A 17805-nucleotide genomic window follows, 5' to 3' on the forward strand; every position below is an offset into this window, starting at 1 on the left:
CCGGCTCGCCAGAGGCGGTCAGCGGGTGGTGCAGCCGCGGATGTCGACCGCGGAATGCGCGCCGATCACGGTGAAGCGCAGCGCGCTGCGGTCGAGCGCCACCGGCATGCCCGAGGGCGGTACCAGTTCCGCGACCACGCGCAGGTCGTCGCCATTGCGCTCTGTCTGAGGCTCGGAAACCCAGATCCGCGGATCGTTGGTCTCCACCACGGCCACTTCCCCGCCCGTGAGGCGCGGCATCCGGATCGTGGCGTCGATCTTCAGCCCGTCGCTGATAGGCGCGATGTCGCAGTCGACATCCGACACCCCGGCGCGTTGCGCGGAGACCGGGCGCTCTGCCAGCGCCGCGTGAATCGCCATGTCGGATGCGCCCTTGCCCGACAGTTCGGCTTCGAAGGACAGATGCGCCGGTACGCAGATCGTCTCGCAGACGCCGAGTTCCATCGCGCCGCGAAGGCGGATCGGCGCGGCGGGATCGGTGGGGTGCAGCTCGATGGGAAGGATCAGTTCCTTCTTGTAGCCGATTGTGCGCAGGCCGTAGGAATCGAACACCTCCGGGCTCGGCCAGTGATAGACCACGGCCTTGAGATTGTCCGACCCGGCCCAGGAGAAATTCGGCGGGATGCCGGTGTCGCCCGGCGCGCGCCAGTAGGTCTTCCAGCCGGGCGCCAGCGTCAGGCGGAGCGCCGACATGCGGGTTCCCGAATCCGTCACCCAGCCACTCAGAACCTCGCCCCGCACCACATCGGCGGGAACTTCGCCGGCTGCATCGGCGGCAGGTGCCAGCGCACAAAGCGCGGCGATGGCGAGGGCGGGAACAAGGCGGGTTGTGAACATGGTGGCAACAGTAGTCAGAGCCGGTGAAATGGGAAATCACATAGTGGCGACGGAAACGTGGGCGTGGCCTCACGGCCTCTTGTAAGCACCCGGCAGGCGTCGCATTGTTCGGGCAATGACCGATTTCACGATGGATCTCTCAGGCAAGCTCCTGATCGCAATGCCGGGCATGGGCGACCCCCGCTTCGACAAGTCGGTGGTCTTCATCTGTGCCCATTCCGAAGAAGGGGCGATGGGGCTGATCATCAACCAGCCGGCGCCGGACCTCGATTTCGCCGATCTGCTCGAACAGTTGAAGATCGAGGTCGCCGATCCCGATCTGCCGACTCAGATCCACATCGGCGGGCCGGTGGAGCACGGGCGGGGATTCGTGCTGCATTCCGGCGAGTATGACATCGCCGATTCGACGTTGCGGGTAGACGAGCGTTTCGCGATGACCGCGACGCTGGAGATCCTGGAGGACATGGCGCGCCATCGCGGCCCGCGGGACGCGCTGCTGGCGCTCGGTTATTCCGGCTGGGCACCCGGTCAGCTGGAGAGCGAGATCGCCCAGAATGGCTGGCTGACCTGCGATGCCTCGCGCGAGATCGTGTTTTCCCGTGACAATGCCCAGAAATGGGAACTGGCCCTTGCCACGCTCGGAGTCGACCCGCTGACGCTCAGCGCCAGCGCCGGCCGCGCCTGACACCGGCCTTCGCCGCTCAACCCTGATGAACGCGCCCGGCAGTTGCGGCGCGCATTGGGTATTTTGGCCAAGAAGAGGGGGGGGTCAGCCGCGCGGTGCGGCGGCGCGGGTGAGGCGGTCGTTGATGGCCCGGCCGAGGCCGTGATCGGGGATCGGCGAGACCGCGATCGGTCCGGAGCCTTCGGCATCCATCTTTCGCAGATAGGCGAAGAGGTTGGCGGCGGCTTCCACCAGGTCGCCCGAATGCGAGAGGTTCAGCGCGGCGTCCCTGACATCCGGGCCGAAGCCGAGCAGCCGCTCGCCCGGGCGGGTTTCCGTTGCGTTCAGCCGGATCGGCGCGTCGGGCGCGTAATGCGAGGGCAGTTGGCCGGGAGCGTTCGGGCTGTCGCTGGTCGGGGCATGGGCGAGCGGACGGCCGAGCGCGGTTTCGATGGCCTCGGCGGGTAACCCGCCGGGACGCAGCAGGCGGGGATGGTCGAAGCAGCCGATGATGGTCGATTCGATGCCCACATCGGCCGGGCCTCCGTCGAGCACCGCCGCGATCCGGCCCTCGAGCCCTTCGAGCACGTGATCGGCCGTGGTCGGGCTGACCTTGCCCGATGGATTGGCCGAAGGGGCGGCGACCGGTCCGCCGAAGCTGCGCAGAAGGCTCTGTGCAACCTCGCCCGCCGGTACCCGGATGCCGACCGTCCGCAACCCGGCGGTGACCAGTTCAGTGATGCCGGAGCCGTCACGCAGCGGCAGCACCAGCGTCAGCGGGCCGGGCCAGAAGGCATCCGCGAGGGCGTGGGCATCGGCGTCGAAAATGGCGATCGCCTCGGCCGCGGCCAGGTCGGCCACGTGCACGATCAGCGGGTTGAACTGCGGGCGCCCCTTGGCCGCGAAGATCGCTGCCACCGCCCGCGACTGGCGGGCATCGGCGCCGAGGCCGTAGACCGTCTCGGTCGGAAAGGCGACGCAGTCGCCCCGGGCGAGAAGGGCGGCGGCGCGGTCCAGTCCCGCGGAATCCGGTTCGAGACGTTCGGTAACGGTGGTCATGCGCTTTCGTGACGCTGCGTTGCGCTTTGTGCCGCAACGGTGCAATCGTTAGTTTTCCTTTGGGGCTCGGTGATACGCCGGCGGCTCCGCCATGCCAAGGCCGCAGATACGAGGGTACCTCCCCCATGACTTACCGCGCTCCGATCGCCGATCTCCGCTTCCTGCTGGAGCATGTGGTGGACTTCGGCAAACTCCGCTCGACCGAGCTGTTCTCCGAAGCCGGCGAGGACGTGACGGATGCGATCCTGACGGAAGCCGGGAAACTCTGCGAGGAAGTCATCGCGCCGGTGAACCGCCCTGGCGACGAGACCCCCTCGACGCTCGAGAATGGCCAGGTGCGCTCGGCCCCCGGCTACGCCGAGGCCTACAGGGCCATTGCCGAGGGCGGCTGGGTTTGTGTTTCGGCCCCTGCGGACTATGGCGGGATGGGCTTGCCGGTGACGCTGCAGACGGCGATCAACGACATGATGTCGTCGGCCTGCCTGTCGCTGCAGCTCAACCCGCTGCTCACCCAGGGGCAGATCGAGGCGCTGGCCGCCCATGCGAGCGACGAGATCAAGGCGCTCTACCTGCCCAAGCTGATCTCGGGCGAATGGTCGGGCACGATGAACCTGACCGAGCCCGCGGCAGGCTCCGACGTCGGCGCGCTGACCTCGAAGGCCGAGCCGAACGGCGACGGTACCTACGCCGTGACGGGCCAGAAGATCTATATCACCTGGGGGGACGCCGATTTCGTGGACAACGTCTGTCATCTGGTGCTGGCGCGGCTGCCCGATGGCAAGCCGGGCACCAAGGGGATCAGCCTGTTCATGGTGCCGCGCAACCTGCCGGATGCCGACGGGGCACCGGGTGTCGCCAACAGCCTCAAGGTCGTCAGCCTAGAGCACAAGCTGGGCATTCATGGCTCGCCGACCTGCGTGATGGAGTTCGACGGGGCCACCGGCTGGCTGGTCGGCGAAGAGCATGGTGGCATGGCGGCGATGTTCACCATGATGAACAACGCCCGTCTAGGGGTTGGGTGCCAGGGCATCGGCATCGCCGAGGCGGCCACCCAGAAGGCGCTTGCCTATGCCCTGGAGCGCAAGCAGGGCAAGGTCGGGGGCACCGGCGCGATCATCGAGCACGCGGACGTGCGGCGGATGGTGACGACGATGAAGGCCGAGACCTTTGCCGTGCGCGCCATCGCGCTGGCCAATGCGGTCGCGATCGACATGGGCGAGGCGACCGGCGAAGAGGACTGGAAGGCGCGCGCCGCGCTGCTGACGCCGATCTCGAAGGCTCACGGGACGGATATCGGGCACGAAATGGCGCAGCTCGGCATCCAGGTGCACGGCGGGATGGGGTTCATCGAGGAGACCGGCGCCGCCCAGTTCGCCCGCGACGTGCGCGTGACACAGATCTACGAGGGCACGAACGGCATCCAGGCGATGGACCTGGTGGCCCGCAAGATGATGGACGGCGGCGCGGCGGCCTATGCCCTGCTCGACGAGGTCGAGGCGGCGGCGGAGGCCGCGCGGGAGACGCTGCCGGACCTTGCCCAGCCGATCTTCAACGCGGCGGAGAATTTCCGCGAGGCGACCGAATGGCTGGTGGAGCAGGAGATGCAGGACCGGTTCGCAGGCTGCGTCGCCTATCTGCGGGCCTTTGCCCGGGTGCTCGGCGCGCATTACCACCTGCTGGCGGCGATGGCGGAGGGCGGCAGCGGACCGCGAACCGGCCTGGCGCGGTTCTTCATCAAGCGGATCCTGCCCGAGCACGAGTCGCTGATCGCCCAGGTGCGGGAAGGGGCCGAGGGGCTCTATGACCTGAGCGTCGAAGAGCTGCAGGCCGTGTGACCGTGGACGGCGCCGGTCGCAGCCCGATTCGCTATCCCCACCCGACGCCGCCGGCCGAGGGCGAGGCGGTGGAGCTGGCCGAGGGCGTGCTCTGGATGCGCCTGCCGCTGCCGATGGCGCTCGACCACGTCAATATCTATGCCTTCGACGAGGGCGACGGCTGGACCATCATCGACGCCGGGATCAGCAGCCGGCGGGTCCGTGCGCTCTGGGAAAGCCTTATGCAGACCGGTCCGCTGGCGGGCAAGCCGGTGCGCCGGGTGATCCTTACCCATCACCATCCCGACCACGTCGGCCTCGCCGGCTGGTTCCAGGCGGAACACGGGGCCGAGCTGGTGGCGAGCCGCACCGCCTGGCTTTATGCGCGGATGCTGACGCTCGACGTGCAGGAGAGCTGGCCGAAGGAGACGCTCGATTTCTACCGCGCGGCCGGGATGGACCCGGCGATCTTTGCCGAACGCGCGGCGGGGCGGCCGTTCAACTTCGCCGACACGGTCTGGCCGATGCCGCTCGGTTTCAGCCGGATCTCGGAGGGCGATACGATCCGCCTCGGCGGTCGGACCTGGGACGTGCGGATGGGCAATGGCCATGCCGCCGAACACGCCACCTTCTGGAGCCGGGACGACAGCCTCGTGCTCGGGGGCGATCAGCTCCTGCCCTCGATCTCGCCCAACCTCGGGGTCTATCCGACAGAGCCGGAGGCCGACCCGGTGGGCGACTGGCTGGAGAGCTGCGAGCGCCTGTCGGTCCATGCGCGGGACGACCAGCTTGTGATGCCGGGGCACAAGCTGCCATTCTACGGGCTGCCGACCCGCCTGCGCCAGCTCATCGACAACCACCACGGCGCACTGGACCGGCTGCTCGAGCATCTGGCGGAGCCACGCACCGCGCATGATTGCTTCCCCGCGCTCTATCGGCGGCAGATCGGCGCCGGAGAATACGGTCTGGCCCTTGTGGAATCCGTCGGGCACCTCAATCATCTGTACCACTCCGGCAAGGTCACCCGCCGGCGCCGCGAGGATGGCGCCTGGCTGTGGCAGCGGTCGGGGGACGGATAGGACACAGCCGGGGAGCGCGCGATGGACAGCAGGGAAACCGAGGACACCCACCAGCATCTGCCGCGCGCGCGCGCGATTCACGCCGACCCGGAGGCGCCACACACGGTCGAGTGCCAGCCGCTGCCCGATATCGCGCGGACCCCACCGTCCCAGAAGAGCCCGGCGAAATGGGCCTACGAGCGGCTGATCCTCTACATCAAGAATTTCGAGGAGCTGCTGGACGCCGACCACGAGGTCGCCATGGGCTTCACCGGTGCCAGCGCCGGCGTTCTGCGGATCGAGGGAATCGGCTATTTCGACCCCGACATCGTGACCTTCTACGGCTCGGATGCGGACGGCACGCGCACCCAGCTCATCCAGCATGTCAGCCAGCTCAACGTGATCCTGCGGGCGCTTCCCAAGCGGCCGGAGGCCGCAGAACCGCGCCGCATCGGCTTTCGTCTCGCCGAAGGCCTGGCCGGCGAGGCGCAATCCTGACGCGGGTTGCGCAAAATCGACAGACGTGGCCTTAACAGCCCCGAACAACTGAGCTAAGCAAGGCAAGCGACGGGACATCGACGAGGAGACAGGACGTGTCGGGAGAAAGCCACAAGCACGGCAGCATGGATATTTCCACGCAGGAAAAGACCTTTGACGGCTTCATCAAGATGGTGGTCCGGACCTCGATCCTCTGCATCGTGGTGCTGATCTTCATCGCGCTGGTCAACGGCTGACATCTTTCGGGAAAGAACGGGGAAGGCGGATGAGAGCCATTCTTCTGGCGGTTTTTCTGCCTTTTCTTCTGAGCGCATGCACCGAGCCCGGCCCATGGGCGACGGAGCAGGAGATCCAGGCGGCGGCGGTCCGCGATGACGGGCCGCCCACCATCACGCTGTTCACGATGATCAACAACCGCACCGGCGACGGGGCCCACAGCGGGCTGATGGTCAGCGGTTCGCAGCGGATCATCTTCGACCCGGCGGGCACCTTCTACCACCCCTATGCGCCGCAGCGCGCCGATGTGCATTATGGCATCACCGACCGGATGGTGGATTTCTACATCGATTACCACGCCCGGATTACGTACCACGTCGTCCGGCAGGACGTAGTCGTCACCCCGGAGCAGGCCGAGATCGCCCTGCAACGCGCGCAGCAATACGGGGCCGTGTCCAAGGCGTTCTGCACGACGTCGATCCACCGGATCCTGCGCGGTGTGCCGGGCTTCGAGGATATTCCCGCCTCGCCGCGCCCCAAGCGCATCATGCGGGCCTTCGACGAGATCCCGGGCGTGCGGATCCGGCGCTACTACGACGATAGCCCGGATGACCGCTCCGACCTGATCACCGACAGCCCTGCCGCGCGCGAGGACATCCGCGTGCTCGAAGGGCCGGAGCCGACGACCCGCGCGGGCCGCGCGGCGGCGCTTCAGCTACCCGCCAACTAGGGCAAGCCCGACGTAGAGCGTGACCATCCCCGACAGGATGGACAGGAACACGTTGCGGGTAAGATAGCCGGCAATCGCGGTCACCGCGGCTGCCGCCATCCGGGCCGGGTCCGGCGTGCCGCCAGTGGCATCGGGCCAGACCACCAGCGGTGCGATCAGCCCCGGAATCACGGCGACGGGCGTGTAGCGCAGGTGGCGCAGCACCCAGTCCGGCAACTTGCGGTCACCGATCAGTCCAAGAAACGAAAACCGGATCAGGAACGTGCATATGCCGAGGGCGATGATCAGGCCCCAGATCGTGGCGTCGGAATAGCTCATGGCAGGCCTCCGGGGTAGAGCCGTCGTTCGACCTCCGCGCCGGCGGCCAGCGCCGCCACCGCGGCGATCAGCAAGCCGAAATTGTAGGGAAGCCCGGCCAGCGCCAGCCCGAGCGTCACGGAGACCAGAGCCGCCGCCAGGTGCGCCGGCGTTCGCACGGCGGGGCCGATGATCGCGATGAAGGTTATCGGCAGGGCGAAGTCGAGGGCGAATTCGGGCGGGATGCCGCGCCCGATCACCGTGCCGATGAAGGTGAAGGCGATCCAGACCGGCAGAAGCGGCGTGGAGGCGCCGAAGTAATAGGCCACGCGCTGTTGCATCGGCATGTCGCGCTCCATCTCGTAGCGGGAGAGCGCGGTGGCGAAGTTCTGATCGAAGAGCATGTATGCGACCAGCGCCCGCTGCCACATCGGCGCGGAGCCGAGATGCGGCGTGAGGGAGGCAGAGTACATAGCCATCCGCAGGTTCACCGCCAGCGCCGACACCAGGATGATAATCGCCGGCGCGTGGTCGTTCATGAGCTGCAGCGCGGTGAACTGCGCCGCCCCGGCCACCACCACGGAGGTGAAGGCCATCACCTGCAGGACGTCCAGGCCGGTCTCGGTCGCCACCACACCGAAGAGCAGGGCGAAGGGGGCCACCACGAGGAGGAACGGCGCGCTGGCGCGGCAGCCCGCGAGATAGGCGGATTTCGTGGTGGAGAAGGGCACGCGGGACCTCTAGGCTGTACCCATTGGCGCTTAGGCGATGCGGGGACCACATGCAATCCGGCAGGGCAGGGAATTCCCAAGCCAGCCTATACGGTTGGCAGTATTGAGGCAGGCATGGGCAACCGGGCGGCATCCGCTGAAACGCGCGCCATGAGGATCGTGCGCGGCTTCCCCGACGAGCGGCGCGACGAGGTGGCAGCGCTGTTCTGGCAGGCCTTCTCGGGCAAGCTCGGCCGGGTGATGGCACCCGAACGGCGGGCGCTCGATTTCATAACGCACGCCCTGCGCCCGGCCCACGCCTTCTCGGCGGAGACGGACGACGGGCGGCTGCTCGGCGTCGTCGGTTTCAAGACCCAGAAAGGGGGACTCGTGGCCGGCGGGTTCTCGGATCTCGCGCGCAGCTACGGCTGGTTCGGCGCGCTCTGGCGCGGCCCGCTGCTCGATCTGATGGAGCGGCCGCTCGCGGAGGGCGAGATGCTGATGGACGGGATTTTCGTCGATGCAGAGGCGCGCGGCGAGGGGGTCGGCTCGGCGCTGATCCGCACCGTGATCGCGGAGGCGCGGGCGCTTGGCATGAAAGAGGTGCGGCTGGACGTGATCGACATCAACCTGCGCGCCCGGGCGCTCTACGAACGGCACGGGTTCCGAGCCGCGGGGCGGATCGAGTCGGGGCTGCTCTCGGTGCTCTACGGGTTCCATCACGCCACGACCATGCGGCTGGAGCTGTCGTCGCGCTGAGGCTCAGTCGAAGGTGCCCGAGACGCGGCCGAGCAGCATGAAGGCGCGGGCGCTGCGGGTCTCGGCGAAGGCCGCGACCTCGGCGTCGGTGGCTTCCTTCTCGAAGCTTGCGAAGGTCGAGTCGAAGCGGCGCAGGAAATGGTGCGCGCTGTCGCGGAACACCGGGTCCTGCCGCATCCGTCCTGCGGTCAGCGCCAGGCTGGAACGGTCTCGCACGCCGCCAAGCGCCGCCACCGCGCGGCCGCGTTCGCCCTGCGCGAACTTGCGCCAGATCTCCGGGCGGGCCCGGTCGGGGGCGAGATCGTCCATGTAGATGCGGTCTTCGGCCAAGAGAGTCAGCACGTCCTGCGCAGAGCGCACCAGCGGCCCGGCCATCGGGTCCTTCAGCGCCATCCGCAGGGCCCGGAAGCCTTCCTTGTCGGATTCGGTCTCGGGGAAGTTCAGCGCCTTGATGAAATCCGCGGCGGTAAGGGGCGGGGCGTTCTCCTCCGGCACCGAGCCGAGCGCCAGCGAGGGCTGGTCCAGCTCCGGCTTGCCGGTTGGTTTCTTCGGCCCGCTCAGCGCCTCGCGCTCGCCGGAGCCGGCAAGGCTCGCGGCGGTCATGCGGGCGTTCACCGCGGTCAGATGCGCCAGCGCCGCCTCGGTCTTCTTCTGGACCCGGACGATCTCGTCGAGCTTCTGCTCCAGCGGCTGTCGGATGCCGTTGGGCTGGCGCTCGGCCTGGTCGACATAGGCATGGCGCATCGCGTCGATCGCCGCCTGCAGCCGGGCGCTTTCCTCGCGCATGAGCCGTGCGCTCTTGGCCGCTGCGGCGCCGACAAGGATCAGCGCCACCGGCAGGAAGATCGCGAGCACCGTCATGATGATCCGGACCGGGTCCGCGCCCGGCGTTTCCGGCTGCGGCAGCACGAGGAAGAACACCCCGGCCCCGAACAGCCACAGGGCGCTCAGGCCAAGTGCGATCCAGTCGGCACTGTCGAGCCCCTCGCTGTTCGCGGCGGTCCCGGCCTTGTTGGAGCGTTTCGGAGGCAACCTCGAGTTCATCAGCAGGAACTATCCGACTCAGACATACTTGATGCTGAGTACCTCATAGCTCTTTTCGCCGCCCGGTGTGCGAACTTCGATGGAATCGCCCGCTTCCTTTCCGATCAGGGCACGCGCGATGGGCGACTTGATGTTCAGAAGGCCCTTTTCCAGGTCGGCTTCGGGCTCGCCCACGATCTGGTAGGTCTTCTCCTCGTCGGTGTCCTCGTCGACGATGGTCACCGTGGCCCCGAACTTGATCGGGCCGGAGAGCGTCGACGGGTCGATCACGTTGGCCAGCGAGATGATGCCCTCGAGTTCCTTGATCCGGCCCTCGATGAAGCTCTGTTTCTCGCGTGCCGAATGGTACTCGGCATTCTCCGAAAGATCGCCGTGCTCGCGGGCCTCGGCGATCGCGCGAATGATCGCGGGACGATCGACGCTCTTGAGTGTCTTCAGTTCGCTGTCCAGCGCGGCATAGCCCGCGCGGGTCATAGGTATCTTTTCCATTCTTTCCCTGCACGGCTTGGATTGTGGGGATTGGGCTAATGGCCCTTAACCCAAGCGGCCTGTCGAAAGTCAAGAGCGGATGCAGGTCGCAACGGGCTGCGCAGGACCCGCTTGACCCGTGGCGCGCCAGCGATTCTCTTGGTACGGGCAAGCCGATAACCTGTGCGAAAGAGCTCCCGAAGAGGCCGTGGTGACGAAGACCGACCATCCCTACAGATCTCAGCCACCCAAGGCGTTCTGGAAACGCACGGTCTCCGGCGTGCATCCGCTCGATGTGGAGGGCTGGTACAGCAAGAAATTCTCCATCGACAAGATGCGTGTCGCGACCGCTGGAAGCTGCTTCGCGCAGCATATCGGCCGGAACCTGCGGGCGCGGGGTTTCTCGGTGGTCGACACCGAACCCGCCCCCGAGGCGCTCTCGGCGGATCGGCACCTCGACTACGGCTACGGGATGTATTCGGCGCGCTACGGCAACGTCTATACCTCGCGCCAGTTGCTGCAGTTGTTTCAGCGCGCCCTCGGACAATGGAAGCCTGCCGAGCCTGCCTGGGTAAAGGGCGACGGCGTCGTGGACCCGTTCCGCCCGACGATCGAGCCGGAACCGTTCGGCTCGGTCGCCGAAATGGAGGCGCTGCGAGCCAGCCACCTGGAATGCGTGGCCGAGATCCTTCGGAAATCCGACCTCTTTATCTTCACGATGGGCCTCACGGAGACCTGGCTGTCGAAGGAGGACGGCGCGGCCTTCCCGCTGTGCCCGGGCACGGCCGGCGGCACCTTCTCCGAGGATCGCCACGTCTTTCACAACCTCAGCCCCGGGGAAATCCACAGGGACATGCAGGAGTTCATCAAGCTGGTGCGGTCAGTGAACCCGAAGATGCGGTTCATCCTGACGGTCAGCCCGGTGCCCCTGATGGCCACCGCCACCAACGACAATGTCGCCGTGGCCACCATGTACTCCAAATCCGCGCTCAGAGCGGCGGCGGGCAGGTTGGCGGGCGGCATGAAATTCGTGGATTACTTCCCGTCTTACGAGATCATCTCCTCGCCCTTCATGCGGGGACAGTTCTTCAACCCCGACATGCGGGAGGTGTCCGCTCACGGCGTGAACCATGTCATGGACATCTTCTTTGCCGAGCACGCCCCGCTTTCGGCTCGCAACGCGGCGCGAACCGCCGGCGCAGGGACACCGGGCGAGCCGGAGGCGTCGGGCAAGGCCAGCGGGGAGCCGATGAGCGAGGAAGAGCGGTTGGAACGCATCCTCTGCGACGAGGAACTGCTGGCGGAATTCGGCGAGGCGAAAAAGTGAAGGTCCTGATACTTGGCGACTCGCACACCCGGCGCCTGTCGGCAGGGCTTCGCAGCCTGCAGGACGAGTGGGCCGTGGATGACGGTCTGCACATCAAGGTGCAGGGCCTCGGCACGGGCCGCCTCCTGGCCACCCGCTTCTTCCGCCCCATGGACGGCTACGCCGAGGTCGTGGAGCCGGAGTTCCGCGAGTACATGGAGCGCATCCCGCCGGAAACCGGTGTCTACGACGCCATCGGCCTATCGATGCTGTTCCACCCGTCTCGCATCATGCGCTCGATCCTGCGGGGCGGATATTGCGTCGGGGATTTCATTCCGGGACGGCAGGCGATTTCGGACGCCCTGTTCCGCGAACTGTCCCGCCAGGACCAGACGTACGTCCTGCAACTGTGCGACCTCCTGCTTTCGGCCGGCTACAGGGTCTTCGTGATCTCGGCCCCCGGGACCTTCGCGGACAACCCGCTGGTTTCGGAGCTGGGGGCCGCGCAGGCGATGCGGATCGAACGCCTGCATCGTTCCGAGGTTCTGGACCAGCTCGACCGGCGGGGTATCGAGGCGGTGGACCTCCCGGCAGATTGCCGCGACGCGGACGGCTTCATGAAACAGGAGTTTCGGGCGGAACGGGCCGATGACGCGCATCATGGCAACGCCGCCTTCGGCAAGCTGATGATGCAGCATGTCCTGGAACTGCTGCGGTCACCGCCCCCCGGGGACCCCACGCGGGAGTGAGGCGCGGACGGATCGCACGGGCGCGGGCGCAGGGATGTGACGCAGCGGTCCTTCGCTGCCCTGCGGCAATGTGATGCCGCGTTTCAATTGACGGCGAAGTTTCCTGTCCGCTACGCATGGCGGACACCAGATTTCAAGCGAACCAGAGCCAGAAGCGGGAAGAGACATGAGCGAAATCGAACGCGAAGCGATGGACTACGATGTCGTTATCGTGGGCGCGGGGCCCTCGGGATTGTCTGCCGCGATTCGTCTGAAGCAGCTGGATCCGGAGCTGAACGTCGTGGTGCTGGAGAAGGGCTCGGAGGTCGGGGCGCATATCGTCTCCGGCGCCGTTATGGACCCGGCCGGGCTGGAGGCGCTCATTCCCGACTGGAAGGAACGCGGCGCGCCGCTTCGGACCAAGGTGAAACGCGACGAATTCTACGTGTTGGGCGAGGGCGGAGGAATCCGGCTGCCCAACATGATGATGCCGCCGCTGATGGACAACCATCACTGCTACATCGTCAGCCTTGCCAATGTCTGCCGCTGGATGGCCGAGCAGGCGGAGGAGCTGGGCGTCGAGATCTTCCCCGGCATGGCCTGCTCCGAGCTGGTCTATGGCGAGAACGGCGAGGTCCGGGGCGTCGTCGCCGGCGAGTTCGGCAAGAACGCCGACGGAACCCCGGGGCCGGGCTACGAGCCGGGCATGGTGCTCAACGGCAAATACGTGTTCATCTCCGAGGGCGTGCGTGGCTCGCTGGCCAAGGAGATCATCGCGAAATACGCGCTCGATGCGGATTGCGACGTGCCGAAGTTCGGCCTCGGCATGAAGGAGATCTGGGAGATCGACCCTGCCAAGCACCGCGAGGGAACCGTCACCCACACGATGGGCTGGCCGCTTGGCTCCAACGCCGGTGGCGGGTCGTTCATCTACCACATGGAAAAAAACCAGGTCTGCGTCGGCTTCGTCGTGCACCTGAACTACGCCAACCCGTATCTCTTCCCCTACATGGAATTCCAGCGGTTCAAACACCACCCGATGGTGGCCGACCTGCTGAAAGGCGGAAAGCGCGTGGCCTATGGTGCGCGGGCGATCTCCGAGGGCGGCTTCCAGTCGATCCCGAAAAGCGCCTTCCCCGGCGGCGTTCTGCTGGGCTGTTCCGCCGGTCTGATCAACGTGCCGCGGATCAAGGGCATCCATAATGCCATGCATTCGGGCAAGGCGGCGGCCGAAGCGGCCTTCGCGGCGATCGGCGCGGGCCGCGGGGGCGATGAGCTGGCCGATTATGACGACGCGCTACGGACCGGCCCGGTGGGGCAGGACCTGAAGCCGGTGCGCAACGTGAAGCCGCTCTGGTCGAAATTCGGTCTCGTCGGTGGCCTGACGCTTGGCGGGCTCGACATGTGGCTCGGCTCCAAGACCGGCTGGAACCCGTTCGGCACCATGTCGCACGGCAAGACCGACGCGGCCGCCACCCGCGACGCCCGGGAATTCCGGCCGATCGACTATCCCAAGCCCGACGGCGTACTCTCCTTCGATCGACTGACGAACGTCTCCTTCGCGATGACCAACCACGAGGAAAGCCAGCCCTGCCACCTGAAGCTCGCCGATCCCGACGTGCCGGTGAAGGTGGACCTCGGAAAGTACGCAGGCCCTTCGGCCCGCTATTGCCCGGCCGGCGTCTACGAGTTCGTCGAGGAAGAGGGCAAGCAGCCGCGCTTCGTCATCAATTTCCAGAACTGCGTGCACTGCAAGACCTGCGACATCAAGGACCCGGCCCAGAACATCACCTGGACGGTCCCGCAGGGCGGCGACGGGCCGAATTATCCCAACATGTGAGCCTCGCGTCGGCGCCTTTCCGGGCGCCGAGCGCGAAATGCCGCTCACGATGCCGTCAGGCAAGGGGAATGCGGGGGTAGGAGGCGCTGCCCCCGTATTGTTTCATCCCACGGGCGCGGGTAGGCTTCGTCTTACCCAATGAACATGAGGCCGCTCTTGCCCCTGCTCCGTCCCCTTTGCCTGTCGCTCGCTCTTGGTCTGACCGCTTCGCTGCCGCAGACCGCCGGTGCGGAAACCCTCGGAAGCGGGTTTGCCGGATCCTATCTCGCCGCGCGGCACGCGAGCTACAACAGCGACTACACCGCGGCCGCGGACTACTACACCCGCGCCCTTGCCAGGGACCGGAACAACCCCGCGCTGCAGGAGAACGCGCTGCTGGCCTTTACCGGCCTCGGCCGGATCGACGCGGCCGTGACCATCGCGCGGCAGATGCGGGAACTCGGTCTCGACAGCCAGATGGCCAGCATGGTGCTGATGGCCGAGCTGCTGGGCGATGCGCGCTACCGGGACGTGATCGACGGCGTCTCGGACGAACTCTCCGTGGGCCCGCTCGTGGACGGGCTGGTGAAGGCCTGGAGCCTGATGGGAGAGGGCGAGGCGGAGGCCGCGATGGCCGAATTCGACGCCGCCGCCGAGACCACCGGGCTCGATGCCTTCGCGCTCTATCACAAGGCGCTGGCGCTTGCCCTGGCCGGGGATTTCGAGAAGGCGGAAGTGATCTTTTCCGGCGCCGCCGGCGCGCCGCTTCGGCTCACCCGCCGCGGCGCCTTCGCCCATGCGCAGGTGCTGAGCCAGCTTGACCGCAACAGCGCAGCCCTCGAGCTGATCGAGGTGGGCTTTGGCAGCGATCTGGATCCGGGCCTCGAGAAGCTGGTCGAACAGCTGGAGGCGGGCGAGACCGTGCCTTTCACCCAGGTCCGCAGCGTGCGCGACGGGCTGGCCGAGGTGTTCTACACCGTTGCCGGCGCGCTGGAGGGCGAGGCGGCCGACAGCTACACGCTTCTCTACACCCGGATCGCAGAGTACCTGCGCCCCGATCACGTCGATGCCATCCTGCTGAGCGCCAACCTGCTGGAATCCCAGGGTCAGTACGAGCTTGCGACCAAGGCGTACAACCGGGTTTCGAGCGACGATGCCGGCTTCCACGTGGCGGAGATCGGCCGCGCCGACGCGCTGCGCCGCTCCGGGCGCGCCGACGAGGCGATCGAGGTACTGCAGCAGCTCGCGGAGGCCCGCGGCAACCTGCCGATCGTGCATGTCACCCTCGGCGATGCGCTGCGCGGCGAGGAACGGTACGACGAGGCGAGCAAGGCCTACGATGCGGCGATCGCGCTGTTTGAGGGGGACGAAGCCGGTCAGTGGATCGTCTATTACGCCCGCGGCATCACCCACGAGCGGGAGAAACGCTGGGAGCTGGCCGAAGCGGATTTCCGCAAGGCGCTGGAACTCAACCCCGGCCAGCCTCAGGTGCTGAACTATCTCGGCTATTCCTTCGTGGAGATGCAGACCAACCTCGACGAGGCGCTGGAGATGATCGAGGAAGCCGTCGCGGCTGAGCCGGGCAGCGGCTACATCATCGATTCTCTCGGTTGGGTGCTCTACCGGTTCGGCCAATACGAAGAAGCGGTGATCCATCTCGAACGCGCCGCCGAGCTGATGGCGGTGGACCCGATCGTCAACGACCACCTCGGCGATGCCTATTGGGCCGTCGGCCGCCGTATCGAGGCCCGGTTCCAGTGGCACCGGGCGCTGTCCTTCGAGCCGGAGCCGGAGGAGGCCGAGCGCATCCGCCGCAAGCTCGAGGTGGGGCTGGACGCTGTCCTGGCGGAGGAAGGCGCAGAGCCGCTGTCCGTCGCAAATGAAGACGGTTGAGGAAGCCGCCCGCGCCAAGGTCAACCTCGCCCTTCACGTCACCGGCCGCCGCGCGGACGGCTATCACACGCTCGACAGCCTCGTTGTCTTCGCCGATCATGGCGATCGCGTCACAGTCCGGCCCGCAAAGGCGCTGACCTTCAACGTCACCGGCCCCCGCGCCGAGGGCGTTCCGACGGACAGCTCGAACCTCGTGCTGCGCGCCGCGGCGCTTTTCGACGACCTGGCCGCCGAAATCACCCTGGACAAGCACCTGCCCGCCGCGTCCGGAATCGGGGGCGGCTCGGCCGACGCGGCAGCGACGCTGCGGGCGTTGCAGCGCCTGACCGGCCAGCCCCTGCCGACACCGGAGGCGATCCTCGGCCTTGGCGCCGATGTGCCGGTCTGCCTCGAAGGCCGCCCGGTTCGCATGGAAGGCATCGGTGAAAGCCTCTCGCCGGTCCCTGAGCTGCCGCCGCTGCCCGCGGTTCTGGTCAACCCCGGCGTCGGCGTCGCCACCCCGGCGGTCTTCGCCGCCCTCGAGCGCCGCGAGAACCCGGCCATGGAGGCCATCCCGTCCGGCCTCCGAACGCCCGGCGACCTCGCCGGATGGCTGCGGACGCAACGCAATGATCTCGAACCACCCGCGATGGCCCTTCAGCCCCGGATCGCGACTGTCCTGTCAGCGCTCCGTCAACTCGATGGATGCCTGATCGCCCGGATGTCCGGCTCGGGCGCCACCTGTTTCGCGATCTTCCCCGATGCCGCCGCCGCCCGCGCCGCCGCGACGCAGCTTCGCGCCCGTCATCCGAATTGGTGGACGGCCGATTGCACACTCGCCTGATCGGTTTCATCTTCTTGGTGAAAATACCCCCCGCCGGAGGCGCGGCCCGCAGGGCCGGAGGCGCTCAGCGGACCCGAGCGACGACGTAATCGGCCAGGTCCAACAGCATCTCGCGCAGATCGCTCTCGGGGAACAGCGCCAGCGCCTGCTTGGCCTCTTCCGCCCAGCGAAGCGCCTCCTGCCGGGTTTCCTCCAGCGTCTCGTGGCGGGCGAGCAGCGCCAGCGCCTGTTCCAGGTCGCCGTCTTCCTGGCGGCCCTTCTCGATCACCCGCACCCAGAAGGCGCGTTCCTCGGCATCGGCCTTCGCCACCGCCTTGATGACCGGCATCGTCAGCTTGCGCTCGCGGAAATCGTCGCCCACGTTCTTGCCGGTCGTGGAGCTGTCGCCGTCGTAATCCAGCAGGTCGTCGACGATCTGGAAGCTGATCCCGAGCGCGTCGCCATAGGCCCGCAGCGCCGCGATCTTCTCCTCTTCGACGCCGGCAGTCACCCCGCCGACCTCGCAGGCCGCGGCAAAGAGCGCCGCGGTCTTGCCACGGATCACCTGCAGGTAGACGTTTTCGTCGGTCGCCAGGTTCTGCGCGGCGGTCAGCTGCAGCACCTCGCCCTCGGCGATGGTGGCGGAGGCGTCGGCGAGGATGTCCATCACCCGCAGGCTGTCGGTCTCGACCATCAACTGGAAGGACCGGGCGAACAGGTAGTCGCCGACCAGCACCGAGGACTTGTTGTCCCAAAGCAGGTTCGCTGTTGGCCGGCCGCGCCGCTGGGCGCTTTCGTCGACCACGTCGTCATGCAGCAGCGTGGCGGTGTGGATGAACTCCACGGTGGCCGCCAGCTTCACATGGTTCTCGCCGGAATACCCGCACATCCGCGCTGCCGCGAGCGTCAGCATCGGGCGCAGCCGCTTGCCGCCGGCCTCGACCAGGTGCGCCGTGACTTCCGGAATGCGTGGGGCGTGCTCGGAGGCCATCCGGGCCCGGATCAGCGCGTTCACGCGCTCCATGTCGTCGGCCAGCACCCGGGCAAGCCGGTCGTGCGGTTTCTGGGAGGCGTCGTCCAGGCTCATCACGGTCTCGTCACCC

General features: G+C 67.2%; 19 protein-coding genes. 12 read left to right on the forward strand and 7 right to left on the reverse strand.

Going from position 1 to position 17805, the window contains the following annotated elements:
• Window positions 1–18: 18 nt before the first annotated feature.
• The gene (locus tag CHB86_RS00480) at window positions 19–837 is read right to left on the reverse strand and encodes a protein-disulfide reductase DsbD domain-containing protein (RefSeq protein ID WP_089230595.1); all 819 of its coding nucleotides are present in this window, start codon (window positions 835–837) and stop codon (window positions 19–21) included.
• A 115-nt stretch (window positions 838–952) separates the two neighbouring features.
• Here CHB86_RS00480 and CHB86_RS00485 point away from each other — a divergent pair, with 115 nt between their 5' ends.
• Window positions 953–1522, forward strand: a complete 570-nt coding sequence (locus CHB86_RS00485; protein WP_089230596.1) for a YqgE/AlgH family protein — start codon at window positions 953–955, stop codon at window positions 1520–1522.
• A gap of 84 nt (window positions 1523–1606) precedes the next feature.
• Here the strand turns inward: CHB86_RS00485 and CHB86_RS00490 are convergent, their stop codons facing one another.
• Window positions 1607–2560: an L-threonylcarbamoyladenylate synthase gene (locus CHB86_RS00490; RefSeq protein WP_089230597.1), complete on the reverse strand. Its 954-nt coding sequence runs from the start codon at window positions 2558–2560 to the stop codon at window positions 1607–1609.
• Between the two features lie 125 nt (window positions 2561–2685).
• Here CHB86_RS00490 and CHB86_RS00495 point away from each other — a divergent pair, with 125 nt between their 5' ends.
• From CHB86_RS00495 to CHB86_RS00515, 5 genes are all read left to right on the forward strand, one after another.
• Complete coding sequence (locus tag CHB86_RS00495) at window positions 2686–4395, forward strand: acyl-CoA dehydrogenase (RefSeq protein WP_089230598.1); 1710 nt, start codon at window positions 2686–2688, stop codon at window positions 4393–4395.
• A gap of 2 nt (window positions 4396–4397) precedes the next feature.
• Window positions 4398–5453: an MBL fold metallo-hydrolase gene (locus CHB86_RS00500; protein WP_483887657.1), complete on the forward strand. Its 1056-nt coding sequence runs from the start codon at window positions 4398–4400 to the stop codon at window positions 5451–5453.
• A 21-nt stretch (window positions 5454–5474) separates the two neighbouring features.
• The gene (locus tag CHB86_RS00505; protein ID WP_089230599.1) at window positions 5475–5930 is read left to right on the forward strand and encodes a DUF6173 family protein; all 456 of its coding nucleotides are present in this window, start codon (window positions 5475–5477) and stop codon (window positions 5928–5930) included.
• Window positions 5931–6025: 95 nt separating this feature from the next.
• On the forward strand, window positions 6026–6166 hold the full coding sequence (locus CHB86_RS00510) for an aa3-type cytochrome c oxidase subunit IV (RefSeq protein ID WP_245837683.1): 141 nt from the start codon (window positions 6026–6028) through the stop codon (window positions 6164–6166).
• Between the two features lie 29 nt (window positions 6167–6195).
• Complete coding sequence (locus tag CHB86_RS00515; protein ID WP_176442723.1) at window positions 6196–6876, forward strand: hypothetical protein; 681 nt, start codon at window positions 6196–6198, stop codon at window positions 6874–6876.
• On the opposite strand, the gene CHB86_RS00520 is transcribed toward CHB86_RS00515, so the two are convergent.
• Both CHB86_RS00520 and CHB86_RS00525 read right to left on the reverse strand, forming a co-directional pair.
• Window positions 6862–7194, reverse strand: coding sequence for an AzlD domain-containing protein (locus CHB86_RS00520; RefSeq protein ID WP_089230600.1), 333 nt, complete (start codon window positions 7192–7194; stop codon window positions 6862–6864). The two genes, CHB86_RS00515 and CHB86_RS00520, sit on opposite strands and share 15 nt — an antisense overlap.
• The gene (locus CHB86_RS00525) at window positions 7191–7904 is read right to left on the reverse strand and encodes an AzlC family ABC transporter permease (protein ID WP_089230601.1); all 714 of its coding nucleotides are present in this window, start codon (window positions 7902–7904) and stop codon (window positions 7191–7193) included. The genes CHB86_RS00520 and CHB86_RS00525 overlap by 4 nt, the downstream gene beginning before the upstream one ends.
• 150 nt (window positions 7905–8054) lie before the next feature.
• Here CHB86_RS00525 and CHB86_RS00530 point away from each other — a divergent pair, with 150 nt between their 5' ends.
• Window positions 8055–8642: a GNAT family N-acetyltransferase gene (locus tag CHB86_RS00530; protein WP_089230602.1), complete on the forward strand. Its 588-nt coding sequence runs from the start codon at window positions 8055–8057 to the stop codon at window positions 8640–8642.
• A gap of 3 nt (window positions 8643–8645) precedes the next feature.
• On the opposite strand, the gene CHB86_RS00535 is transcribed toward CHB86_RS00530, so the two are convergent.
• Together CHB86_RS00535 and greA are read right to left on the reverse strand one after the other, a co-directional pair.
• Window positions 8646–9686, reverse strand: a complete 1041-nt coding sequence (locus tag CHB86_RS00535; RefSeq protein WP_089230603.1) for a hypothetical protein — start codon at window positions 9684–9686, stop codon at window positions 8646–8648.
• Between the two features lie 18 nt (window positions 9687–9704).
• Entirely contained in the window at window positions 9705–10175 is a 471-nt protein-coding gene (greA, locus tag CHB86_RS00540; protein WP_089230604.1) for a transcription elongation factor GreA, read from the reverse strand.
• A gap of 190 nt (window positions 10176–10365) precedes the next feature.
• Between greA and CHB86_RS00545 the strand changes: the two genes are divergently transcribed.
• From CHB86_RS00545 to CHB86_RS00565, 5 genes are all read left to right on the forward strand, one after another.
• Window positions 10366–11481: a GSCFA domain-containing protein gene (locus tag CHB86_RS00545; protein ID WP_141134797.1), complete on the forward strand. Its 1116-nt coding sequence runs from the start codon at window positions 10366–10368 to the stop codon at window positions 11479–11481.
• On the forward strand, window positions 11478–12209 hold the full coding sequence (locus tag CHB86_RS00550) for a hypothetical protein (protein WP_089230606.1): 732 nt from the start codon (window positions 11478–11480) through the stop codon (window positions 12207–12209). The genes CHB86_RS00545 and CHB86_RS00550 overlap by 4 nt, the downstream gene beginning before the upstream one ends.
• A gap of 166 nt (window positions 12210–12375) precedes the next feature.
• Window positions 12376–14028 carry an electron transfer flavoprotein-ubiquinone oxidoreductase gene (locus tag CHB86_RS00555; protein ID WP_089230607.1) on the forward strand — a complete coding sequence of 551 codons (1653 nt, stop codon included), beginning with the start codon at window positions 12376–12378 and terminating at the stop codon, window positions 14026–14028.
• 144 nt (window positions 14029–14172) lie between these two features.
• Complete coding sequence (locus tag CHB86_RS00560) at window positions 14173–15900, forward strand: tetratricopeptide repeat protein (RefSeq protein WP_089230608.1); 1728 nt, start codon at window positions 14173–14175, stop codon at window positions 15898–15900.
• Complete coding sequence (locus CHB86_RS00565) at window positions 15887–16723, forward strand: 4-(cytidine 5'-diphospho)-2-C-methyl-D-erythritol kinase (RefSeq protein ID WP_089230609.1); 837 nt, start codon at window positions 15887–15889, stop codon at window positions 16721–16723. The genes CHB86_RS00560 and CHB86_RS00565 overlap by 14 nt, the downstream gene beginning before the upstream one ends.
• A 64-nt stretch (window positions 16724–16787) precedes the next feature.
• Here the strand turns inward: CHB86_RS00565 and CHB86_RS00570 are convergent, their stop codons facing one another.
• On the reverse strand, window positions 16788–17789 hold the full coding sequence (locus CHB86_RS00570; protein WP_089230610.1) for a polyprenyl synthetase family protein: 1002 nt from the start codon (window positions 17787–17789) through the stop codon (window positions 16788–16790).
• Window positions 17790–17805: the final 16 nt, after the last annotated feature.

It is taken from the genome of Tropicimonas sediminicola (assembly GCF_900188335.1).
GTDB lineage: Bacteria > Pseudomonadota > Alphaproteobacteria > Rhodobacterales > Rhodobacteraceae > Tropicimonas > Tropicimonas sediminicola.